16 protein-coding genes, 1 tRNA gene and 2 pseudogenes are annotated in these 22,210 nt (G+C 62.5%); 14 read left to right on the top strand and 5 right to left on the bottom strand.

What is annotated here, in order from left to right:
- Positions 1 to 141: 141 nt before the first annotated feature.
- Together GZ093_RS04325 and GZ093_RS04320 are read left to right on the top strand one after the other, a co-directional pair.
- A complete protein-coding gene (locus GZ093_RS04325) occupies positions 142 to 1,491 on the top strand; it encodes an aspartate aminotransferase family protein (RefSeq protein ID WP_296482588.1) in 1,350 nt (449 codons plus the stop codon).
- A 96-nt stretch (positions 1,492 to 1,587) separates the two neighbouring features.
- Positions 1,588 to 3,096, top strand: coding sequence for a CoA-acylating methylmalonate-semialdehyde dehydrogenase (locus tag GZ093_RS04320; RefSeq protein WP_296482585.1), 1,509 nt, complete (start codon positions 1,588 to 1,590; stop codon positions 3,094 to 3,096).
- A gap of 66 nt (positions 3,097 to 3,162) precedes the next feature.
- Here the strand turns inward: GZ093_RS04320 and GZ093_RS04315 are convergent, their stop codons facing one another.
- Positions 3,163 to 4,383 (bottom strand): 6-phosphofructokinase, encoded by a 1,221-nt coding sequence (locus GZ093_RS04315; RefSeq protein WP_296482582.1) that lies wholly within the window; start codon positions 4,381 to 4,383, stop codon positions 3,163 to 3,165.
- Positions 4,384 to 4,620: 237 nt separating this feature from the next.
- On the opposite strand from GZ093_RS04315, the gene GZ093_RS04310 reads away from it, so the two are divergent.
- On the top strand, positions 4,621 to 5,115 hold the full coding sequence (locus GZ093_RS04310) for a hemerythrin domain-containing protein (protein WP_296482579.1): 495 nt from the start codon (positions 4,621 to 4,623) through the stop codon (positions 5,113 to 5,115).
- A 24-nt stretch (positions 5,116 to 5,139) separates the two neighbouring features.
- Here GZ093_RS04310 and GZ093_RS04305 read toward each other — a convergent pair whose 3' ends face one another.
- Both GZ093_RS04305 and GZ093_RS04300 read right to left on the bottom strand, forming a co-directional pair.
- Positions 5,140 to 6,096, bottom strand: coding sequence for a chemotaxis protein (locus GZ093_RS04305; protein ID WP_296482578.1), 957 nt, complete (start codon positions 6,094 to 6,096; stop codon positions 5,140 to 5,142).
- Between the two features lie 68 nt (positions 6,097 to 6,164).
- Positions 6,165 to 7,382 carry an MltA domain-containing protein gene (locus tag GZ093_RS04300; protein ID WP_296482575.1) on the bottom strand — a complete coding sequence of 406 codons (1,218 nt, stop codon included), beginning with the start codon at positions 7,380 to 7,382 and terminating at the stop codon, positions 6,165 to 6,167.
- On the opposite strand from GZ093_RS04300, the gene GZ093_RS04295 reads away from it, so the two are divergent.
- Positions 7,315 to 7,476 carry a hypothetical protein gene (locus GZ093_RS04295; RefSeq protein WP_296482574.1) on the top strand — a complete coding sequence of 54 codons (162 nt, stop codon included), beginning with the start codon at positions 7,315 to 7,317 and terminating at the stop codon, positions 7,474 to 7,476. The two genes, GZ093_RS04300 and GZ093_RS04295, sit on opposite strands and share 68 nt — an antisense overlap.
- A gap of 39 nt (positions 7,477 to 7,515) precedes the next feature.
- On the opposite strand, the gene GZ093_RS04290 is transcribed toward GZ093_RS04295, so the two are convergent.
- Positions 7,516 to 11,643 carry a YhdP family protein gene (locus tag GZ093_RS04290; protein WP_296482571.1) on the bottom strand — a complete coding sequence of 1,376 codons (4,128 nt, stop codon included), beginning with the start codon at positions 11,641 to 11,643 and terminating at the stop codon, positions 7,516 to 7,518.
- Positions 11,644 to 11,658: 15 nt separating this feature from the next.
- Between GZ093_RS04290 and glnE the strand changes: the two genes are divergently transcribed.
- The 10 genes and pseudogenes from glnE to GZ093_RS04240 all read left to right on the top strand — a co-directional run bounded on the left by glnE (position 11,659) and on the right by GZ093_RS04240 (position 21,940).
- Entirely contained in the window at positions 11,659 to 14,397 is a 2,739-nt protein-coding gene (gene glnE / locus GZ093_RS04285; RefSeq protein WP_296482569.1) for a bifunctional [glutamate--ammonia ligase]-adenylyl-L-tyrosine phosphorylase/[glutamate--ammonia-ligase] adenylyltransferase, read from the top strand.
- A 153-nt stretch (positions 14,398 to 14,550) separates the two neighbouring features.
- Positions 14,551 to 16,800: pseudogene (locus GZ093_RS04280) on the top strand (ribonucleoside triphosphate reductase).
- Complete coding sequence (locus tag GZ093_RS04275; protein WP_296482567.1) at positions 16,745 to 17,530, top strand: anaerobic ribonucleoside-triphosphate reductase activating protein; 786 nt, start codon at positions 16,745 to 16,747, stop codon at positions 17,528 to 17,530. The pseudogene GZ093_RS04280 and the gene GZ093_RS04275 overlap by 56 nt, the downstream one beginning before the upstream one ends.
- A 129-nt stretch (positions 17,531 to 17,659) precedes the next feature.
- Positions 17,660 to 18,811, top strand: a complete 1,152-nt coding sequence (locus GZ093_RS04270) for a branched-chain amino acid ABC transporter substrate-binding protein (protein WP_296482565.1) — start codon at positions 17,660 to 17,662, stop codon at positions 18,809 to 18,811.
- A gap of 146 nt (positions 18,812 to 18,957) precedes the next feature.
- On the top strand, positions 18,958 to 19,689 hold the full coding sequence (locus tag GZ093_RS04265) for an SDR family NAD(P)-dependent oxidoreductase (protein ID WP_296482563.1): 732 nt from the start codon (positions 18,958 to 18,960) through the stop codon (positions 19,687 to 19,689).
- 66 nt (positions 19,690 to 19,755) lie between these two features.
- A complete protein-coding gene (locus GZ093_RS04260) occupies positions 19,756 to 19,878 on the top strand; it encodes a hypothetical protein (protein WP_296482561.1) in 123 nt (40 codons plus the stop codon).
- Positions 19,879 to 19,927: 49 nt separating this feature from the next.
- Positions 19,928 to 20,170, top strand: a pseudogene (locus GZ093_RS04255) (DUF1653 domain-containing protein); the annotation flags it as partial.
- A gap of 536 nt (positions 20,171 to 20,706) precedes the next feature.
- Positions 20,707 to 21,162, top strand: coding sequence for a fasciclin domain-containing protein (locus tag GZ093_RS04250; RefSeq protein ID WP_296482559.1), 456 nt, complete (start codon positions 20,707 to 20,709; stop codon positions 21,160 to 21,162).
- A gap of 17 nt (positions 21,163 to 21,179) precedes the next feature.
- Positions 21,180 to 21,752 (top strand): histidine phosphatase family protein, encoded by a 573-nt coding sequence (locus GZ093_RS04245; protein WP_296482556.1) that lies wholly within the window; start codon positions 21,180 to 21,182, stop codon positions 21,750 to 21,752.
- The gene (locus GZ093_RS04240; RefSeq protein WP_296482553.1) at positions 21,749 to 21,940 is read left to right on the top strand and encodes a hypothetical protein; all 192 of its coding nucleotides are present in this window, start codon (positions 21,749 to 21,751) and stop codon (positions 21,938 to 21,940) included. The genes GZ093_RS04245 and GZ093_RS04240 overlap by 4 nt, the downstream gene beginning before the upstream one ends.
- Before the next feature lie 189 nt (positions 21,941 to 22,129).
- On the opposite strand, the gene GZ093_RS04235 is transcribed toward GZ093_RS04240, so the two are convergent.
- Positions 22,130 to 22,205, bottom strand: a tRNA-Ala gene (locus tag GZ093_RS04235).
- Positions 22,206 to 22,210: the final 5 nt, after the last annotated feature.

The raw sequence follows: 22,210 nt of genomic DNA, 5'->3' as shown, positions 1-22,210 counted from the left end.
GCGGCTCAGAATCGCCAATTGCCTTTGACCCAGATTGTTGATGAGCCCCGTTGGGGCTGAGCCTGCCCAAGCCCTTCGACGAGCTCAGGGCGAACAGTTCAAGTCTTCTGGGCCGGATCAATCACCCTACAAGGAGACACCATGAACCTCAACGACGCCCAAGCCCTGAGCGCACCGCGCACGGACGCTGCCTGGCTTGATGCCCACTGGATGCCCTTCAGCGGCAACCGTGAATTCAAGGCCAACCCGCGCCTGATGGTCGCAGCCAAGGGCTGCTACTACACCGACCAGCATGGCAAGCAGATTTTTGATGGTCTGTCGGGCCTGTGGTGCTGCGGCCTGGGCCATGGGCGCAGCGAGATCACCGAAGCCGTGACGAAGCAAATGGCGACCATGGACTACTCGCCCGCCTTTCAGTTTGGTCACCCGCTGTCATTCGAGTTGGCCAACAAGCTCAAAGAACTCACCCCCGCCGGACTCGACTACGTGTTTTTTACCGGTTCCGGCTCGGAGTCGGCCGACACCTCGCTCAAGATGGCACGCGCCTACTGGCGCAGCAAAGGTTTGGCCACCAAGACACGGCTGATCGGTCGCGAAAAAGGCTACCACGGCGTCAACTTCGGCGGCGTCTCGGTCGGCGGCATTGGCGGCGTTCGCAAGATGTTTGGCCAAGGCATTGAGGCCGACCACCTGCCGCACACCCAATTGGCCCGCAATGCGTTCTCGCGCGGCATGCCCGACCAGGGCGTGGAGTTGGCCGATGATCTGCTGAACGTGATCGCGCTGCACGACGCCAGCAATATTGCGGCCGTCATCGTCGAGCCGTTCTCGGGCTCGGCCGGTGTCATCATTCCGCCCAAGGGCTATTTGCAGCGCCTGCGCGACATTTGCACCGCCCACAACATCCTGCTGATTTTTGACGAAGTCATCACCGGCTTTGGCCGAGCGGGCGCCTACACCGGCGCCGAGGCCTTTGGCGTCACGCCTGACATCATGAATGTGGCCAAGCAGATCAGCAATGGCGCGCAACCGATCGGCGCGGTGCTGGCCAAAAAGGATATCTACGACACCTTCATGGCCGCTGGCGGGCCCGACTACATGCTCGAGTTTGCCCACGGCTACACCTACTCGGCGCACCCGGTGACCTGCGCGGCGGCACTGGCGACGCTCGACATTCTGGTGAAAGAAAACATGATCGACAAGGTCAAGGCATTGGCGCCCCATTTCGAGAACGCGGTGCACAGCCTCAAGGGCGCCAAGCACATCACCGACATCCGCAACTTCGGCCTGGCCGCGGGTTTCACCATCGCGTCCTTGCCCGGGGAACCGGCCAAGCGGCCCTTCGAGATTGCCATGGCGATGCTGAAAAAAGGCTTTTATGTGCGCTACGGTGGCGATACCATCCAACTGGCGCCACCTTTCATCTCGACCCCGGCCCAGTTGGACAGCCTGGTCAACGCGCTGGGCGAGACCTGCAATGCCACCGCGTGAGCCAAGCCGCCTCATAAGACTCTTTTATTCATAGCTGCTTACGCCCGTTTTATAAGGGCTAGAGCCTTATTTAACTCATTATTCTGGAGCCTTCGCATGGCATCAACGCTTCCTCAAATTCAACACCTGATCGACGGCCAGCTGGTCTTTGGAGGCACGCGCTCCCAAGACGTGTTCAACCCGGCGACCGGCCTGGCTGAAAAACGCGTGCTTCTGGCCGACAAACACACGGTCGAACAGGCGATTGCCTCGGCCCACGCCGCCTACCCGGCCTGGCGCGCCACGCCGCCCCTGAAGCGTGCGCGCGTCATGAGCCGGCTCAAGGTGTTGCTCGAAGAGAACGCAGAGCAACTCTGTGCGCTGCTCACGGCCGAGCACGGCAAGGTGCTGTCCGACGCCATGGGCGAGTTGCAGCGCGGCATTGAAAACGTCGAATACGCCTCTTATGCGCCTGAGCTGCTCAAGGGCGAGCACAGCAAGAACGTCGGGCCGGCGATGGACTCCTGGAGCGAGTTCCAGCCGCTGGGCGTCACCGCGGGCATCACACCGTTCAACTTCCCCATCATGGTGCCGCTGTGGATGTGGCCGATGGCGGTTGCCTGCGGCAACACCTTTGTGCTCAAGCCGTCCGAGCGCGACCCGAGCAGTGCGCTGCTGGTGGCTGAACTCGCGCTGCAGGCGGGTCTGCCGCCAGGCGTGCTCAATGTCGTCAACGGTGACAAGGAGGCGGTGGACACGCTGCTGCTAGATAAGCGCGTGCAGGCCATCAGCTTTGTCGGCTCCACACCGATTGCCGAGTACATCTACGCCACCGGCTGTGCCCATGGCAAACGCGTGCAGGCCCTGGGCGGTGCCAAGAACCATGCGGTGCTGATGCCCGACGCCGACATCGCCAATGCCGTGAGCGCCTTGATGGGCGCCGCTTACGGCTCGTGTGGCGAGCGCTGCATGGCGATTCCGCTGGTCGTCGCGGTGGGCGACGCCACCGCCGACGCGGTGGTGGCCGGCTTGAAGGCCGAGATCGCCAAGATGAAAGTCGGCCCGGGCATCGACAGCGCCAACGACATGGGGCCGCTGGTGACCCAGCAACACTTGGACAAGGTCAGGGGTTATGTGGATCAAGGCGTGGCCGAGGGCGCCACCTTGGTGGTTGATGGCCGCGGCATCAAAGTGCCGGGTCATGAGGCTGGCTACTTCATGGGTGCCTGCCTGTTTGACCATGTCAAACCCGGCATGACGATTTACCAGGAAGAAATTTTCGGCCCGGTGCTGGGCGTGATGCGCGTAGCCACCTTGCAGGACGCGATGGAGCTGATCAACGCCCATGAATACGGCAACGGCACCTGCATCTTCACCCGCGACGGCGAAGCGGCGCGCTATTTTTCAGACCACATCCTGGTCGGCATGGTCGGCATCAACGTGCCGCTGCCGGTGCCGGTGGCCTACCACTCCTTTGGTGGCTGGAAGCGTTCGTTGTTTGGTGACCTCTCGGCCTACGGGCCCGATGCCGTGCGCTTTTACACCAAGCGCAAGACCATCACGCAGCGCTGGCCCTCAGCGGGCGTGCGCGAAGGCGCCGTGTTCAGCTTTCCGACCAATCGCTAGCGCGCGACCAGCCCGCCATACCCAGGCAGCGCTAATGCTGCCTGGGACAGCTGTTTTGTCCAGGATTTACAAGCATTTATGAAGCACCTTGGCCACCGGGTTGTGCCGCAGCCGGAAGGCGTCGGGCATGCCGGAGCCGAGCAGCGGGCGCAGGTACATGCGAAACGCGTCGGTGACATCGGTGCCGCTGGCGGCGATGAATTCGTCTTCCATCACCCGCGTCTTGCCAGCCACCGCGTCAAGGGGCAGCAATTCATAGTCGACCGAGTAGAAGCCGGTGCGCTTGATCGCTACCGAGCCGTCGTGCCCGCCCCACATCGCAAACTGCACGGCTTTTTCGCCGACCTCGCGGGCTTCGCGCTGGTCGACGTCCGAGACGCAGCCGATGAACGAGCGCTGCAGGTAGCCAAAGGTGTCGCCGCGCACGCGCTTGATGTTGAGCTTGGCCTTGATCTCGTTGCACAGCAGGTCGGCCAGCGCGCCGTTACCCGAGAGCTGCACGTTGCCGTGCGCGTCGTGCTCCATTTCCTTGGCCAGCAGCGCGGTAATGGGCGTGCCGCGGGCATCGTGAATGCCTTCGGAAACGGCGATGACGCAGCGACCAAAGCGCTCATAAGTGGCCTTGACGTCAAGCAGGAATTTGTTCAGATCGAAGGTGCGCTCGGGCAGGTAGATCAGGTGCGGGCCGTCATCCGGAAATTTCTTGCCCAAGGCGGACGCGGCCGTCAGAAAGCCGGCGTGCCGCCCCATGACCACACCGACATAGACCCCGGGCAGCGCCGCATTGTCCAGGTTGGCGCCGGCAAAGGCCTGCGCCACAAAACGCGCCGCCGACGGGAAACCCGGCGTGTGGTCATTGCCCACCAGGTCGTTGTCGATGGTCTTGGGGATGTGAATGCTGCGCAGCGGGTAGCCCGCTTTTTGCGCTTCCTGGCTGACAATGCGCACCGTGTCGCTGGAGTCGTTGCCGCCGATGTAGAAGAAGTGCTCGATCTGATGCGCCTGCAGCACCTTGAAAATCTCCTGGCAGTAGGCAATATCAGGCTTGTCGCGGGTTGAACCCAGGGCGCTTGAAGGCGTGTTGGCCACCAGTTCCAGGTTGTGGCTGGTTTCCTGGGTGAGATCGACAAATTCTTCGTCGACGATGCCGCGCACGCCATGGCGCGCGCCATAAATGTGGGCCACCTGGCTGAAGCGCCGTGCCTCCAGCGCGACGCCGACCAGCGACTGGTTGATCACTGCGGTGGGGCCGCCGCCTTGCGCGACGAGTATTTTTCCGGATGCCATGGGGTGTCCTCGAAGGTTGGAGCGATGCTCGGTTTCTATCGGGTGATTGTGCCCTTGAAACGCCAGCCAGCCAGTGGCGGGCATTCAGTGGTTTGCCAATCGGGCAAGCACTTGACGTGGCGCAAACCATGGATCAGGGCCGTGTTGATAATCAGCGCCAGCCAAACCTCTTGCGGGCTCGCCCGCAGTGACGCAGCCACAAGTTTTGCCCCCAACTGACCAACCAGGATGTGAACCATGAGCGCCTTCCCCGAACCCTTCAGCTTTGTTGCGCTGGATGCGTGTCACCAGCAAATGCAGATGCATTTGGCTGAGTTGGCGGCCTTGGCGCGTCAGATGGAAACCTCCGGCGTGGACGCCAAGGCCCAACGCCAGGCCGGGGCCATCGAAGCCTTTTTCTCCAGCACCGCGCGCCAGCACCATGCCGAGGAAGAAAAAAACGTGTTTCCAGACCTGTTGGCGAGCGGCAGCACCGAATTGGTGGCGGCTGTGCAAGCCCTGCAACAGGATCATGGCTGGATCGAAGAAAACTGGATTGAGCTGGGGCCGCAGTTGCGCGCCATTACGCTGGGCAATAACTGGTTCGACACCGCCGACTTTGTGCACGGCGTCGAGGTGTTCCTGACCTTATGCCAGGACCATATCGCCCTGGAAGAATCCCTGGTTTACCCCGAAGCCAAGGCGCGCCTGGCACAGACCCTGGCCAACCGGGCCAAGCGCGCACCCGGATGACACACGGCGTGGGCCGTCAACGCGTCACTGGTGCGTCAGCACCTGGTGAATGGTGGCGGCCAGCTCTTCGGCGACAAACTTGGCCACGTAAGCGTCGGCGCCCACGCTCCTGACATGCCCTTCATTGGTGCTGCCGGTCAGCGACGAGTGAATCACGACGGGGATCGACTTGAAACGACTGTCTTGCTTGATGTTGCGCGTGAGCGTGAAGCCGTCCATCTCGGGCATCTCCAGGTCGGTCAGGACCAGCGCCACTTTGTCCTGGACGGTCTTGCCCTCAGCCACAGCTTGCACCGACAGGGCCTGTAGCCGGTCCCACGCTTCCTGGCCGGTCTTGGCCATGATGTAGGGCGCGCCCATGGCTTTGAGTCCCTGCTCAATCATCATCCGGGCGACCGCTGAGTCATCGGCGGCCAAGATGACCGTGCCGGGCGGTAGCTGCAATTTGGGCTGCATGGCGTCATTGTTCTGGGTCGCAGGCGGAGGCGGGAACACGTCGCGCAGGATCTGTTCCACATCGAGCACCTGCGCCAATCGGGTGTTCTCGGCGTGACCGTCGAGCCGGGCGATGCTGGTGACCAGCCCCCCGCCGTTGCCCTCGGCCGACAGCACATGCTTCCATTCGAGTCGCACAATCTCATTGACTTCTTCCACCGCAAAGGCCTGGGTGGTCCGGGCAAATTCCGTGACCAGCAAAATGCCCAATCCCTGGGTCGGATTGCAGCCGGCCACGGCCGACAGGTTGATGACGGGAATCATTTGCCCCCGAATATTGGCCACCCCCATGACCGAAGGCGGTGCATTGACCATGACGGTGACCTCGGGCATCACCATGATCTCACGCACCTTGAACACGTTGATGCCAAACAACTCGCGTCGCTCCGATCCTGGGGCGCGGCCCAAGCGAAACAAGAGCAACTCAAACATGCTGTTGCCGGTCAGGTTGGTTCGCTCGTCAATATCGCGCATTGCTTTGTTCATAAATTCATTCGTTGGGGGGGTATGGGCGCAAAAGAGATCGCTGGCACGCATGGTAACTTGCGGGCGGCTTATTTGGGCCACAGCACCCACAGGCGCAAGGGCTGTTTGAGGCGACCGGCCAGTTCGGCAGCGTCGTTGCCCCAGCCGACAAAGTAGTCGGCCCGGACGCCGCCGACGATGGCACTGCCGGTGTCTTGCGCCAGCACCAGCTTTTGCAGGCTGAGATTGGCGCCACGCGAGGCCAGCCACACCGGCGTGCCATACGGAATGCTGCCCGGGTCGACCGCAATTGAGCGCCCAGGCGTCAGCGGCACGCCCTGGGCGCCCTTGGGGCCCCAGGCCGCATCGAGCGCCGACATCGCCTCTTCGCGGAAAAACACGGTGCGCGGGTTGCTCCACAGCAATTCATTCACGCGACCCGGGTTTTGCGCCAGCCAGGCCTTGATGGCGGGCCACGAGGCATCGCGGACCTCGCCCTGATCGAGCAGCCAGCGGCCCACGCTTTTATACGGTTGACCATTGGAGCCCGCGTACGCCAGCCGCACCAGTGTTTGGCTGCCGTCGGGCTGATTGACGCGCACCCGCCCGGAACCCTGAATTTGCAGCACCAGGGCATCGATGGGGTCGGCCAGAAACACGATCTCCCGGCCTTTCAAGGTCGCTTGCACCTGCGCCGAGCTGTCAATCTGCTGGCGCGTGTACCAGGGCAGGTTTTGCGCCAGGCCCAGGGGCGGCTGGTACAGCGGAACGCTGAACTCGGCACTGGCGCTGCGCGCGGCGTCCAGCACCGGCTCGAAATAGGCCGTCAGCAAGCCCTCGGTGTCACCCGTCAGCGTGTCGACCCGGTACGGTTGCAGGCGCTCCCGCAGCCAGGCCCGGCGTTGCGTCTCGTCGCCTATGCTCAAGCGCCGCACCTCGCCGCACAAGGGCGCAAACACCGGGCCAGGGCGCTCGCAGCTCTTGATCCAGGCGTTCCAGGCCTCAAACAAGGGATCATTCTCGAATCCCGGCAACTCTGCCCAAGTCACGGCCGTCCAGCGGCTTTTGGCGCGGGTGATGGTCCCGGGCAAGGGCCCCTCGTCATCGGGCCGCGTGCTGCTGGTCGGCGCGTCCCATTCAGTGGCCGGGGCGGCCTGCTGAGGCAGCATCGGCGCACTGCTGCACGCGACCAGCATCCCTACAATCGAGGCATATAAAACGTTACGTCGGAGTCGATTCATGAGTTTGCTCTTGCTTGAAGCGCTGGGTGCTCTGCTGGTGCTGGTGCTGATTGTCTGGTGGACCATGTTTTCCGGGCGTCGCCGGGGGGAATTGCCTGCTGCGGCCATTGAGCCCGATGACGCTGTGCCGCCGGCACCATCCGCGGCTGATAAATCCTGATTGCAGCCGGTCATGGCCGGCCGCATCAATCCATGATCGTCAGCGCGGCGGGTCATTCGTGCTCCCGGTCTTGCGTTGCACGCGGGTGATCCGGGGGTCGGCCCAGCTGCCGTCAATGTGAAACTCCTGGGTCGCGGCTTCGGTCAGCGGCTTGCGCAAAAACAGCTGGGCCAAAAAGGTGCCAACGCCGACTGCCGGGTTGATGACGGAGGCAATCAGCGACGCCGTGCCGGCGTTCAGCTCCGGCACCACGACCACTTTGAGATCCTGAGTTTCCTTGGCAATGTCGGCCTGCCCCTCCATCAGGACCGCTGCATTCACCCCCTTCATCTGCAAATTGTTGGTTCTGGCAATGCCCTGTTCAATGGCGACATCACCGCGCACAAAGTCAAACGAGAAGCCTTCACTGAAGACGTCCCTGAAATCAAGCGTCAAGCGCCGCGGCAAAGCTTGCAGACTCAGGACGCCCAGCAGCTTGGCCATGCCCGGGTCGGCCTTCAAGAACTGGCCCGACGCCATGTTGACAGTGAACGCGCCCGTCATGGACGGGTAGTCAAGGCTGATCGGCGAGCCCATCCAGGCCACTTGCCCTTCCATCTGGCCGCGCCCTCTTCGGACCACGCCCGGCATGCCAAAACGCGTCAACAGGTCGCCGCCGTCGGCAATGACCAGCTTGAAATTCATCACCGTGCGACGGCGCGCGTTCAGGCCCGGCGGGGACAACGCGGCCCAGTTGCCTGTGCCGGTGAGCACCGCCTCTGGGGTCGTGATGTTGAATTTGTTGAGTCGCCACTCGCGGGCCAGACCCTTTGGCGTCGCCGCAACGGCAGCTTGGTTGACCGCCTCCACCTCGACGCGCCCGAGCCGTTTGCCGCGCAACTCAAAATCCTCCACCACGATATCAAGCGCCGGAATGCTGGCGGGTTGCTCTTCGAGCAGCGCTTCCACGTCACTGGCGGTGCTGGGTGCAATGGTCAACCGGGCCAGCCGCCCATACAGGCGACCCTCCCCGGAGCCCGAGGGTTGGCGGTATTCCACGTAGCCGTTGAGTTCAGTGGCATCCAGATTGGCCCGCCACAGCAAGCCCTCGCGCGAGCCGCCGACCACGACGTTGTGCAGCGTGCGCCCGCCAAAAGTCAAGGCCTGTGCCCGCACAGCCATGCGGGTGGGCAGGTAGCTCAAGGTCGCGCTCGCTGCCCCGGCCGTTGGTTGCCGAGTTGCGGTGGCCAGCGCCGCGTCGGCCAGCGAGCTGCCCGCAGCTTGTTCAAGTACACGGCCCCAGGCGTCAAGATTCACGGTGCTCAGATTGATGTTAGCCACCACCCCTTCATCGGGCATAGGGACTGACTCTTGCGGCGTCAAGCCAACCCCCAGGCTGCCGCGCGTCACGCGTGGTTCCGGCCCTGAGAGATCGCGGACATAGCTGATCGAGGCCAGCCGCCCCAGGCTCACGGTCAACTGGTCGCGCAAGGGCGGTGACGCGACCGGGGCCGGCAGCAAAGGGTCCCCCATCAGCATCGTCTCCAGGCGAAACGGCAGCAGCGCGTCCGCACTCTTGTTCAGGGGAGGGGGAAGAGTCAGGCTCAGCCCCTGCAAATTGCTGTTGACCGTGAGCTCAGGTGCGCCGCCGCGAAAGCCCAGCACCGCGCTGTAAGCCGTGCTGCCACTGGCATGTTGTGCCAGGCGCGCCGCAAAGCCGAGCTCTTGGGCCTGGCGCAAACCTTCCGCTGACACGGTGCCGCTGGCGCGTATCACCACGGGGGCCGCAGTGCGGTTGGCATTGGCGCCCGCTACTGGCATCGAGCCCCCCTCCAGCCGCGCCTCGCCGCCCAGGAGCCGCGCCTGGCCGCCCACAATCGAAAACCCACTGTCAGAGAAATTGACGACACCCCTGGCCCGGGCCAATTTGGGCGTATCCGGTGTGATCTGAAGGTCGTTATTGCGCAGCGTGACGCTGCCCAGGACCGTTGATTTCTCCAAGGCTGCGATGGGCAGCGTCAGCTTCAACCTGTAATCGGCACTGCCGCTCGCCACGGCCCGGTCCAGTGCGTTGCCGATCATTGACCCCAAGGGGGAGCCCTTGACAATACCCAGTCCCTCGGCCAACGCGCCCTGAAGATCGGCTGTCACCGTCACCGTGGCGGCGTTCAAATCGGCGATCAGGGCTTCGACCTTGGTGGCCTGCAGGCTAGACGCCGCACCCATCCGCGCCTGTGCCCCCCTGACCTGCAGTTGCGCCCGGTCAAACACCAACTCGCCACTAAGTTGCGTCAAAGGTGGCCAAGGCAGGGCTTGCGGGTCCTGGATGCTGCGCGGCACGTAGACCAGGGTGGCATTTTGTACATCGGCTGAAATCCGGAACTCCCCCTCCTTTGGGTCGCGAAAGGGCATGTTGTTCAGATCTCCCCGGACCGTGGCCTTGACGCCGCTGGCCGTCCCGGCTGTCACCGCCTCACGCACATAGTCGCGTACCGGCTGTCCAATCAGGCTGGGCAAATAGCGGTGCACGCGCGTGCCATCGGCGCGACTCAGGGTGGCCTGCAGATCGATCACGCCTGGAAACCGGGCGCGGCCGCTGGAATGGGCCGGATCGCTGGTTTCCCATTTGACTTGCGCCTCGCCTTCGGCGTCGGCATTGCTGAACTTGAGGTTGGGCAGTTGCACGGCAATATGCTCACCCTTGATCTGCCACCTGGCGTCAGTGGACAACTGCGTAACTGGTATCAGCGCCTCATCAAATATGCCGGGCAACAGCAAGGCGCCGTTGCGCAGGCTGATGCTGGCCTTGCCAGCGGATTGGTTGAAGTCAAAATCAATGCGGGCACCGCGCACGCCCGCTGAGTCCGTCGCGGGCACTTCTTGGGTGGGCGCGATTTTGCGGGCGTTCGCTGCCAGTTCCAGCTGATTGACCAGGCCCTTCACCGCATACTGGCTGAAGTCGCCCATTGGCCCCTGCCAACTGGCCTGGAGTCGTTCCACCAGCCCCTTGGGGGCATAGGCCAGCAGCGCTGCGCGCGTCACTGGGTCAATTGGCAAGCGGTCGGCAATTTGCGACAGGGCCTGCAGGTCCAGCTTGTCCGCCTTGAGTTCGCCGTGCGCGGCCGTCTGGCCTTGGGCAGCGGTGTAATCAACTGAGAGATTGCCACCCGGCCAGCGCAAGCCGTCACGGGTGTCAAATGCCAGTGCCTGGGTGGAAAACTGAAAACCGTTGGCCGGCAAGCGCCCACCCAGGCGCCCGCTGACTGACAGCAGTTCCAGCGCCTGCAATTGCGCGCCCAGGGTGACGTTCACCTCCGACAAGGCCACGTCGGCGGTGCCGCCTGTCACCTCGCCTCGGCTGACATCGACCCAGGCGCGCAGTGCGCCCCTGCCCTGGCGCAGATCGACGCCGACATCGGCGTAGCGCCGCAGCTCCGACAGGTCGACCCGCGCGAAGGCGGCGTAGAGCTGGCCTTGCCAGTCCCGCCAATGGCCCCTGTGGCGTGATAACAAGGGCTGCGTCATCAGGCCCCGCACACTGAATCGCTCACCCCACAGTTCGGGAGGCGTGGCATCGAACCGAAGGTCGTGGTGGCGGCCCGCATTGCGCACCACCAGGTCTACCTGCTGCAGCGTCAAGGTCGGGGCAGCGCGCAATTCGTCGGTCCACAGGAGGCTGCCGTCGCGAATGACAAACTCGAGTTGCGAAAAAAACCAGTCGGTCGCGCTGCTGCCGGTGTCGCCGGTTTTGGAAAAATCGAGTCCGGCGACGGTAATTTTTCCATCCGGCGCACGCCGGATGCTGAGCTCCGGACGCTCGACATAAAGCTGCTCAAAGCCCAGCCGCCAGACCGAGCGCGGCGACAGGGCAGCCAGCACGCGCGGTAGCCGCAAGGCCCTGCGGCCTTGCGCGTCAAACAACTCGACATCGGTCAGTTCGAAGGACGGCATCATGCCGCTCGATGTGGCTGCAATGGCGCCAATGCGCACCGGCACCCCCAGTGCCTGCGCGACGTAGGCTTCCAGCTGCGGGCGAAATTCGCCGATTCGCGGCACAATCAGCCAATGCAACGCCCCCCAGGCCAGCCCAAAAACAAACCACGCAGCCAACACCACACCCAACGACCAGCGGGCCACGGTGGACCAGGTTTTCAGCAGTGAGGATGGGGCGGGCGTCAAGTCAATCATTGTGAGCTTGTAAATATGACAGGAATTATGACCGGCCCCGCTTTATCAGGGCACTCGCGTTTTGGTCAGCGTGTGCGACGCCGCTTTGAGAGTCAGCTGCATTTATTGCCCCCTGGTTTGCCCAGTCCGGCGTCGATGGCGCAGGCCTGTGACGCCTTGCGCGCGCTGGGGATGGACAGCGCCAGCGCCTTGCGCACCACACGCCAATTGGTGCTGGAGAGGCTGCTGTGCCTGGATTGCGACCAGCAAGCGCCTTTGCAGCAGGTGACGCAGGCCATGACCGACCTGGCCGAGTTTGCGCTGAACACCGCCTGTGCCGAGGTTGAACTGGCGCTCGACCAGACCCACGGTGCGCCCACCAACGCAGCGGGTGGGCGCGCGCAACTCTGGATTGTCGGCATGGGCAAGCTCGGTGCGCGTGAGCTCAACGTGTCGAGCGATATCGATCTGATCTACGTCTACGACGAAGATGGTGAAACGGCTGGGGACGCCCAAGGGCGTGGCCGCATTTCCAACCAGGAGTATTTTGCCAAGGCGGTGCGTGCCATCTACAGCCTGGTGGGCGACACCACTGAACATGGCTTTGTGTTCCGGGTCGATCTGGCGCTGCGTCCCAACGGCAACTCCGGCCCGCCTGCCGTGTCGCTGGACGCACTGGAGCAATACCTGCATGTGCAAGGTCGCGAGTGGGAACGCTTTGCCTGGCTCAAGAGTCGCGTGGTGGCCCCAGCGGCTTGTGTGGATGATGGCTCGACCCTGGCCTTGCGCAGCGTGGTGATGCCGTTCGTATTCAGGCGCTATCTGGACTACAACGTGTTTGATGCGTTGCGCGTGCTGCACCGGCAGATTCGCGAGCATGCCAGCAAACGCAGTGCCGGACACCCGGAGCGCGCCAATGATGTCAAGCTGTCACGCGGCGGCATCCGCGAAATCGAGTTCACCGTGCAACTGCTGCAGGTGGTGCGTGCCGGGCAATTCCCCGAACTGCGAACGCGGGCGACCCTGAGTGCACTGCCGCGGCTGGTCAAAGCCGGCCTGATGCCGCCAAAGACGGCACAGGCGCTGGCCGATGCCTATGTTTTTTTGCGCCAGGTTGAGCACCGGATTCAGTACCTGGACGATCAGCAAACCCATGTGCTGCCCACGCAGGACCAGGATCTGGCCTGGATCGCCAGCACCATGGGCTTTGACACCGCATGCCAGCTTCTGCATCAGCTCGATGCCCACCGCGAGGTGGTCGCTGAAGAATTTGACAAGCTGCTCGGCGGTGGCGCGCAGCAGGAATGCAAGGGCTGCAATGGCGGCAACGGGGGCAATAGCCACAAGCCGAGCGTCGCGCCGGGCTTTGACGATGTGCTGGCGCAACTGCCTGAAGAGTTTCGCCAGCGGGTGGCCAACTGGCGCGAGCACCCCAGGGTGCTCGCTTTGAAAGAAGAATCGCGCACGCGGCTTCTGCGGCTGATTTTGCGCACCGCGCAGTGGGTACGCGAGGGCCGGGCCACCGAGGCCGCGGCCGTGCGTCTGGTGGACTGGATGGAGCCGCTCTTGCGGCGCGAAAGCTATCTGGCCCTGTTGCTGGAGCGCCCCAATGTGCACGAGCGCTTGCTGCGACTGCTGGACGCGGCGCGTTGGCCGGCGCGCTATCTGCTGCTGCACCCTGGCGTGATTGATGAGTTGGCCAGTGCCGACTTTTTGGACGAGCGCTTCTCCGCCAGCGACTTCGAACACGAACTCGACCACCGGCGGGCCGCGCTGGCGGGCACCGGCGAAGACGACGACGAAACCCTGCTCAACCTGCTGCGCCGCGCCCACCACGCCGAGGTGTTTCGGACCCTGGCACGCGATGTCGAGGGCAAGTTGACGGTTGAGGCTGTTGCCGACGACCTGAGCTCCCTGGCCGAGGCGGTGCTGCGTGTGACCACCCGCTGGTGCTGGAGTCGCCTGAAAAACAGACACCGCGAGACTCCGCAATTTGTCATCATCGCCTACGGCAAACTTGGCGGCAAAGAGCTCGGCTATGGCAGCGATCTGGACCTTGTGTTCGTCTATGACGACAATGATGAGCGCGCCCCGGAGGTCTATGCCAGCCTGGTGCGCAAGCTGATCAACTGGCTGACCGTCAAGACCGGCGAGGGCGACCTGTATGAGATTGACACCGCCTTGCGCCCCAACGGCAACGCTGGCCTGCTGATTACCAGTTTTGACGCCTACGCCAACTACCAGCAGCGCCGGGGCAGCAACACGGCCTGGACCTGGGAACACCAGGCCATGACGCGCGCCCGCTTTGTGTTGGGTGACGACACGCTGCGCCAGCGCTTTGATGCCATTCGCACCGCCGTGATCGCTGCGCCGCGCCAGGCCGAGGACTTAAAAGCTGAAATCAAGGCGATGCGCGAGAAGCTGCGCAGCGCCCACCCTGACAAGGATGGCCTGTTTGACGTCAAGTACAGCCCCGGCGGCATGATTGATGCGGAATTTGTCATGCAATATTTGGTGCTGTCGCAGTCAGCGCAGCATCCCGAGTTGCTGGCCAACCTGGGCAACATCGCCCTGCTGGAACGCGCAGAGGTGATGGGACTGCTGCCCGTCGGGGTGGGGCATGCGGCGGCCAGCGCCTACCGCACCCTGCGCCAGGTGCAGCACCGCGCCCGCTTGAATGACGAGCCCTACCATGTTCGACTGCCGCAATTGCAGGCTGAGCGCGATGCCGTGCTGGCACTGTGGCACGCGGTGTTCGACAGTGCGCAGCCTTGACCCCGACCTCGGCCAGGTCGCGGTTTGCCCATTTGCTGATGTAGATCAACCGCAGACATAATGAAATTTGTGACCAGGACAAAAACACAAAAACACTACAGTTAGTGGTTAATATCTTGTTCCGCACTACCTATAGTGTTTGGAGGGGACAAGATGAGCGCAACAAAACAAGCAGTTTTCACCCACATCATCAAGCGCGATGGCGGCATCAAGCCGTTTGATGCTACAAAAATTGCACAGGCACTGGAGCGCGCGGCGCAAGTCAGTGGCGAATTCGATTGCGTCGAGGCGCAGCGCCTGACGCAGTACCTGGTTTGCCCGAAGATCAAGGTGCAAGGGCATGTCATGCCGCACATTGAGCAAATTCAGGATGCGGTGGAAGCCGCCCTGTTTGATGCCGGCTACCCCAAAACACTGCGCGCCTACATCGTTTACCGCGAGCAGCACCACAAATTGCGCAGCGATCGCAAGACCCTGGTCGACGTTGAGGCGAGCATGAACGAGTACCTGCAGCAACTGGACTGGCGCGTCAACGCCAATGCCAACCAGGGCTACTCGCTCGGCGGCCTAATCCTCAGCGTGTCAGGCAAGGTGATTGCCAATTACTGGTTGAATCACGTCTACCCGCCCGAAGTGGGTGCCGCGCACCGCAGTGCCGCCCTGCACATTCACGACCTCGACATGCTGGCCGGTTATTGCGCCGGCTGGTCGCTGCGCACGCTCTTGCATGAAGGGCTCAACGGCGTGCCGGGCAAGGTCGAATCCGGGCCACCGAAACACCTGTCGAGCGCGGTTGGCCAGATTGTCAATTTTCTGGGGACGCTGCAAAACGAATGGGCCGGTGCCCAAGCTTTCAGTTCGTTTGACACTTACATGGCTCCCTACATCCGGCAGGACAAGCTGAGTTATGACGAGGTGCGCCAGAGCCTGCAGGAGCTGATCTACAACCTGAATGTGCCCTCGCGCTGGGGCACCCAAACACCGTTTACCAACCTGACCTTTGACTGGGTCTGCCCGGAAGACCTGCGCGAGCAAGTTCCCGTGATTGCCGGAAAAGAGATGGCATTCAGTTACGGCGATCTGCAGCCCGAGATGGACATGATCAACCGGGCCTATATCGAGATCATGATGGCCGGAGACGCCAAAGGACGGGTGTTCACCTTCCCGATTCCCACTTACAACATCACCGAAGACTTTGACTGGTACAGCCCGAACGCCGAACTGCTGTTCGAGATGACCGCCAAATACGGCCTGCCTTACTTCCAGAACTTCATCAATTCGGAACTCAAGCCGAACATGATCCGCTCCATGTGCTGCCGCCTGCAGCTCGACCTGCGCGAGCTGCTCAAGCGCGGTAACGGCCTGTTTGGTTCGGCCGAGCAAACGGGTTCCCTGGGTGTGGTTACGATCAACTGCGCACGCCTGGGGTATTTGCATCAGGGCGACGAGGCGGCTATGTTGGCCGCGCTTGACACACTGCTGGACCTGGGGCGCGACAGCCTGGAGATCAAGCGCAAGGTGATCCAGCGCCACATGGACAACGGCCTGTTCCCATACACCAAGCGCTACCTGGGCACACTGCGCAACCATTTTTCCACGCTCGGCGTCAACGGCATCAACGAGATGATCCGCAATTTCACGCAGGACCAGTTTGACATCAGCAGCGACTGGGGTCATGCCTTTGCGGTGCGCCTGCTCGACCATGTGCGCGCCCGTATGCTCGAATTTCAAGACCAGACTGGCCACATGTACAACCTGGAGGCCACGCCAGCCGAAGGCACCACCTACCGCTTCGCCAAGGAAGATGCCAAGCAGTTTCCCGGCATTTTGCAGGCGGGCACCAAGGACATGCCCTACTACACCAACTCCAGCCAATTGCCGGTGGGCTTCACCGACGATCCGTTTCAAGCGCTGGAACTGCAGGACGATCTGCAGCGCAAGTACACCGGCGGCACCGTGCTGCACTTGTACATGACCGAGCCGCTCTCCAGTGCCGAGGCCTGCCGCCAGCTGGTCAAGCGCGCGCTGTCGCGTTTCTCGCTGCCCTACATCACCGTGACACCCACCTTCTCGATCTGCCCGAAACACGGCTACCTTGGCGGGCGCCATGACTTTTGCCCCAAGTGCGACGCCGACCTCATTGCACGCAAGCAACTGCAGGCCGCTTGACAGCGATCCATTAACAATAGGAGAAACAATATGACCGACCTGTGCCAACAACAAGATCTCGCCCCCAAGACCGTGATTCTGCGCGACGACGAACGCCAACGCTGCGAGGTGTGGACGCGCGTCATGGGCTACCACCGCCCGATGGCGTCCTTCAACACCGGCAAGAAGGGCGAGTTCCATGAGCGTACCTACTTTGACGAGCGCACCTGTCAGCCGACTCAACCCGGCGCCTGATGGGGTCGGCGGGTTGGCGCCCAGCGCGCCAGCCCTCACCCTCAAAGTAGGCGGCGTCACGCCCTTCAGTGCCACCGACTACCCCGGCCAGTTCACTGCAGTGGTGTTTGTGCAAGGCTGCCCCTGGCGCTGCGGCTACTGCCACAACCCGCACTTGCAGCCCCGCACCGCGCGCAGCCCGGTTCCCTGGAGCGACGTGCTGGCCTTGTTGCAGCGGCGCGTCGGGCTGATCGATGCCGTGGTCTTCAGCGGCGGCGAGCCCACCATGGACCCCGCCCTGCTTGATGCCGTGCGCGCGGTGCGTGCGCTCGGATTTGGTGTTGGCTTACACAGCGCCGGCATGTACCCGCGGCGCCTGGCCGAGGTGTTGCCCCTGGTGGATTGGCTTGGCCTGGACGTCAAGGCCTCATGGCAGGGCTATGACGCCATCACCGGCATCTCTGACAGTGCGCGTCAAGTGCGCGCTGGCGTAGAGCGGGTGCTGGCCAGCGGCGTGGCGTACGAATGTCGCACCACGGTGCATCCCGCTCTCCACAGCGAAGCCGACATCCTGGCGCTGGCGCAAGGCCTGCAGGCGATGGGCGTTCGTCACTATGCGCTCCAGGTTTTTCGTGCAACCGGCTCTCGCGACGCCCGGCTAACGGCTGCCTCCACCCTGGGCTACCCCGGCGCCGAGCTGCTGGCCCGAATAGCGCCCATGTTTGACAGCTTCAGCTTGCGGCAAGCCTGAGCGCACAGGCCGGCACTGGCTTGCACGTCGATTGAGGATGCAGCACCGCCAGAGTGGCAGGTAGTAACATGACTCAATCAGGGTAAACCCTGATATCTTTTTTCCTATTTGAAAGCCGGATCAATGACCATGAAACTTGCCACCTTTTGCCCCATTTCACTTCGCCTGACGGCTGTGGCCGCGTTGGGCCTGACCGCTGCGGGGGCCTTCGCTCAGGAGGTCCAGATTGTCCGCATCGCCCATGCCGGCCCCACGTCGGGCGGCATTGCCCATATCGGCAAGGACACCGAAAACGGCGTTCGCCTCGCCATCGACGAGCTCAATTCGCAGGCGCTGGTGATTGGCGGCAAGAAGATCAAGTTTGAACTGGCCGCCGAGGACGACGCCGGCGACCCGCGTCAGGCCACCACGGTGGCGCAGAAGCTGTGCGACTCCAAGGTGGCGGGCGTGGTCGGCCACCTGCAGTCGGGCACTACGATCCCGGCCTCCTCGGTTTACGCCAAGTGCGGCCTGCCGCATATCACGGCCGCGGCCACCAACCCGGACGTAACCAAGCACGGCTACCCCACCACGTTTCGCCTGATCGCCAACGACAACGCGCTGGGCGCGGCGCTGGCGTACTTTGCCCACGACGCGCTTAAGCTCAAGACCGTCGCCGTCATCGACGACCGCACCGCTTATGGCCAGGGGTTGGCCGACGTGTTCAAGGCCACGGCCCAGCAAAAAGGCATGCGCGTCGTGGCCGAGGAGTTCACCACCGACAAGGCGACCGATTTCATGGCCGTTCTCACCGCCATCAAGAGCAAGAAACCCAACGCGATCTTCTACGGCGGCCTGGACGCCCAGGCTGGCCCGATGCTGCGCCAGATGGAGCAGTTGGGCATGGCCGACGTCAAATATTTCGGTGGCGACGCCCTGTGCACCGAAAAGCTGCCGGAGTTGTCGGCCAAGGCTGCCACGCTCAAGAACGTGACCTGCGCCACCGGCGGCGCGTCGGTGCAGAAGATGCAGGGCGGCCTTGCCTGGAAGAAGAAGTACGACGAGCGCTTTCCGGGCCAGTTCCAGATCTACAGCCCCTATGCCTATGACGCGACTTTTGTGCTGGTGGACGCCATGAAGCGCGCCAACTCGGTGGACCCCAAGGCCTATGTCCCGTTCATCGGCAAGACCCATTACAAGGGTGTCACCGCCAACATCGCATTCACGCCCAAGGGCGAACTGACCACGCCGAGCGTCACGCTCTACACCTACAAGGACGACGTGCGCGCCGCGCTGAACTGAGATTGGTTTTTTATTCAGGCAAGGCCGCGGGCCAAGCTGGCCCTGGCGGCTATTGACCCTGCTGGTGGTGCTGGGCTTGAGCTGGTCCACGCAAGCTTGCCCTGAAAGCGGTTAAGAATCAACGACTTGTGAGACTTAATAAATCAATGGACCCAAGCCCAGCACCCGCCCAAGCCCCGGACCTGTCTTCGTTTCCCAGCGGATTTCGCGCCCTGGTCATCGGAGCCAGTGGCGGCATCGGGCAGGCCATGGTGCAGCACCTGGCCAACGAGCCGCGCTGCGCGGCAGTGCTTGGCCTGCACCGCCGCTCCAGCCCCCACATTGATTTTGACGACGAGGCCAGCATTGCCAGCGCCGCAGAGGCTGTGCAGGCGGGCGGCAAGTTTCACCTCATCATCAATGCGGCTGGCCTGCTGCACAGTGGCAACTTCATGCCCGAGAAAAAACTGGGCGACCTGAGTTATGCCCAACTGGAAGCCACCTTTCGCACCAACACCTTTGGCCCGGCCCTGGTGCTGCGCCACTTCGCCCCATTGCTTGGTGCTGAACGTGGCGTACTGGCGTTGCTGTCGGCCAAGGTGGGCAGCATTGAAGACAATCGCCTGGGCGGCTGGTACAGCTACCGGGCTTCTAAAGCGGCGCTGAACATGCTGCTGAAAACAGCCGCCATCGAGGTCAAGCGCAGCAACCCGCAGGCGGTGCTGGTCAGCCTGCACCCCGGCACGGTGAATACCGGGCTGTCCAAACCTTTCAAGGGTGCGCAGATTGGCCGCGCGGCCCCGGATGCCGCCTGCGACATGCTCAACGCACTGGCGCAGTTGACGCCTGTCGACACCGGCGGCTTTTTTTCATACGCCGGTGAGCGGCTGCGCTGGTAGCTGAATAAAGGCATTGCAAGGCGCCAATTCAAGGGGCTCACTGTGTCAATCAACGAGGTTTGTTTGATGGGCAACGCAAGCACGGTCATGTCACCCCTGACGGCGGCCGATATTTCTCGCGTGAGCAAACAGGCGGCCTTGCGCGATGCCAAGGTGCTGCGCCACCGGGCCACCCAGCCCCGGCCGTAAAAGCACCACACCCAAACGACGCGCCAGCTTGGGGGACAATCTGCACCCCATGCGCACGCTCCAACCCAATGACCTCGAGCTGCCCCCGCTCAACGCCAGCCCGCCAGGGCTTTACCAGCATTACAAAGGCGGCTGGTACGAGGTGCTTGACACCGTGCGGTGCAGCGAAACCCTGACTGGCATGACGCTATACCGTGCGCTTTACGGCGGCTTTGGTCTATGGGTGCGCCCAGCGGCCATGTTCGCTGAGATTGGTGCGTTTCAGGGCAAAACACAGCCCCGTTTTGTGCGCCACGACATCCTGAACGTGGTGCTGGCAGACCTGCCCACCGCACAAGCCCTGGTGGCCCACCTGATGGGGTTGGCGCAAAGGCGCGGCGTGGCGCTTGACACGGTGCTGCGTCCTGCGCCCACAGCCCCTTGCGCCGGCTTTGGACGTGGCTGCAATGGCGGAGTGTGGGAATGCTACTTTGCCGCGCTGCGGCAATGGCGAGAGGATGCCTGCGACTGGCTGTCCAAATTTCCCGAACGTCCCGCGCATTGATCATTCCCCATTGAGCCCATGGGGCGGTACGCAGACGCGATCATGTCGGGGGTTGCAGCGCCTGTGCACACGCAGGCAACGCGTGCCAAGGCACCCCCTGAGCAACTGCGCCAGTTCGCGCTACAGTGCCCATGACCACCCGTGGTAGCCATACGAGGCTAAAAACTTACCGATTGGTATTTTTTAATACCACAAAGTTTTAAGTGTTATCGATTGCCGGTAAAGTTCGGTTGCGCCACATTTTTGGCGGAGTTTGATAACCTGATCCACATCTGGAGAACATTGTGAAAAAGACCCTCATTGCATCTTTGCTTTCTCTTGGCTTTGTACTTTCTGCTCAAGCAAAAGACATCGTTGACACCGCCATAAGCGCGGGCAGTTTTAAGACCCTCACCACGGCATTGACGGCTGCGGGCTTGGTAGACACGCTCAAGGGCAAAGGGCCATTTACCGTTTTTGCGCCCACGGACGAGGCCTTTGCCAAAATCCCTAAAGCTGATCTGGACGCCTTGCTCAAAGACAAGGCCAAACTAACGGCCGTACTGACCTACCACGTGGTCTCAGGCAAAGTCATGGCTGCTGATGTCAAGGCTGGCAACGTCAAGACCGTTCAAGGCTCCGAATTGACAGTGACCACCATGAACGGCGTCAAGGTCAACAACGCCAACGTGGTGAAAACTGACATCGTGGCCGACAACGGTGTCATCCACGTCATCGACACCGTCGTCATGCCCAAATAAGGCATAGATCCAAGGCCATGGCTGACGCACACACTTGGCGCCGCATGGTGCGCTGTCTTTTTGCGGCATGGGTGGTCGCGTTTGGTGCCGTGCCAGTCAGTGCCATGGACGCGTGGTCAAGCGTCACCCCCGGTGCCGTTGTGCTGTTTCGCCACGCGCTGGCGCCGGGTGGTGGTGACCCGGCAGGCTTTCAACTCAACGACTGCGCGACACAACGCAACCTGAGCGTTGATGGGCGGGCCCAGGCACTGCGCATCGGTGAAGCGTTTCAACGCCGTGGCATAGAAGTCACAACCGTCTGGAGCTCCCAGTGGTGCCGTACACGTGAAACCGCCGACCTGGCTTTTCCTGCGAAGCGCACTGACCAAGCCCTGTTCAACTCATTTTTTAATAGGCCAGAGCGGGAGCCCGCACAGACCCGTGCAGCCTTGGACTTGCTGGCCTCATGGCGCGGTTCGGGGGTGATGGTGGTTGTGACCCATCAGGCCAACATCACGGCCCTGACCGGTGTCGTGCCGAACTCCGGTGAAGGTGTTGTCATTGCGCTGCGGGGGCGTGATCTCAAGGTGCTGGGCCGCATCACGCCATGAAAGCCCCACTCCAGACCGAGGCCGAATTGCGCCACCAGATTTGGCGTGAATTGCAACTCGCCACGCACGACCGGCACCACGAATGGCGCACGCCGGTGCTCGCCACTTTGGGGGCCCACGGGGTGCCTCAAGCGCTGGGGTTGGAAATTCCGGCACGCAAACGACCATGCACCACCTTGCTGTGCTGACTGCGCAGGTTCAGCATATAGACTGGCTGGAACTCGGTCACAGCGGCCATCGCCGCGCGGTGTTTGGCGTCAATACATGGGAATGGCGGGTGCCCTAATTCTTGGCCCGGCGGGTGACGCGCTATCGACGCCCTGTGCAGTGCTTCAGCCAGAGCATCGTCTAGGGTGGCGCCGACGGTTTGATTTGGGTGGTGGACCGAAGGAGGATCGAACTCCTGACCTCTGCATTGCGAACGCAGCGCTCTCCCATCTGAGCTACCGGCCCCACAA

It is taken from the genome of Rhodoferax sp., assembly GCF_010365055.1.
GTDB lineage: Bacteria > Pseudomonadota > Gammaproteobacteria > Burkholderiales > Burkholderiaceae_C > Rhodoferax.
The sequence above is the reverse complement of the archived record's forward strand: the minus strand, read 5'-3'. Positions and strand labels throughout refer to the sequence as shown.

Excerpts from the sequence above, each read along its gene's own strand:
- GZ093_RS04310 (WP_296482579.1), top strand. The coding sequence starts at position 4,621 with ATGAGCGCCTTCCCCGAACCCTTCAGCTTTGTTGCGCTGGATGCGTGT.
- GZ093_RS04245 (WP_296482556.1), top strand. The coding sequence starts at position 21,180 with ATGGCTGACGCACACACTTGGCGCCGCATGGTGCGCTGTCTTTTTGCG.
- GZ093_RS04305 (WP_296482578.1), bottom strand. The coding sequence starts at position 6,096 with ATGAACAAAGCAATGCGCGATATTGACGAGCGAACCAACCTGACCGGC.
- GZ093_RS04240 (WP_296482553.1), top strand. The coding sequence starts at position 21,749 with ATGAAAGCCCCACTCCAGACCGAGGCCGAATTGCGCCACCAGATTTGG.
- GZ093_RS04260 (WP_296482561.1), top strand. The coding sequence starts at position 19,756 with ATGGGCAACGCAAGCACGGTCATGTCACCCCTGACGGCGGCCGATATT.
- GZ093_RS04320 (WP_296482585.1), top strand. The coding sequence starts at position 1,588 with ATGGCATCAACGCTTCCTCAAATTCAACACCTGATCGACGGCCAGCTG.
- GZ093_RS04315 (WP_296482582.1), bottom strand. The coding sequence starts at position 4,383 with ATGGCATCCGGAAAAATACTCGTCGCGCAAGGCGGCGGCCCCACCGCA.
- GZ093_RS04265 (WP_296482563.1), top strand. The coding sequence starts at position 18,958 with ATGGACCCAAGCCCAGCACCCGCCCAAGCCCCGGACCTGTCTTCGTTT.
- GZ093_RS04275 (WP_296482567.1), top strand. The coding sequence starts at position 16,745 with ATGAGCGTACCTACTTTGACGAGCGCACCTGTCAGCCGACTCAACCCG.
- glnE (WP_296482569.1), top strand. The coding sequence starts at position 11,659 with ATGACAGGAATTATGACCGGCCCCGCTTTATCAGGGCACTCGCGTTTT.
- GZ093_RS04325 (WP_296482588.1), top strand. The coding sequence starts at position 142 with ATGAACCTCAACGACGCCCAAGCCCTGAGCGCACCGCGCACGGACGCT.
- GZ093_RS04290 (WP_296482571.1), bottom strand. The coding sequence starts at position 11,643 with ATGATTGACTTGACGCCCGCCCCATCCTCACTGCTGAAAACCTGGTCC.
- GZ093_RS04295 (WP_296482574.1), top strand. The coding sequence starts at position 7,315 with ATGAGTTTGCTCTTGCTTGAAGCGCTGGGTGCTCTGCTGGTGCTGGTG.
- GZ093_RS04270 (WP_296482565.1), top strand. The coding sequence starts at position 17,660 with ATGAAACTTGCCACCTTTTGCCCCATTTCACTTCGCCTGACGGCTGTG.
- GZ093_RS04300 (WP_296482575.1), bottom strand. The coding sequence starts at position 7,382 with ATGGTCCACCAGACAATCAGCACCAGCACCAGCAGAGCACCCAGCGCT.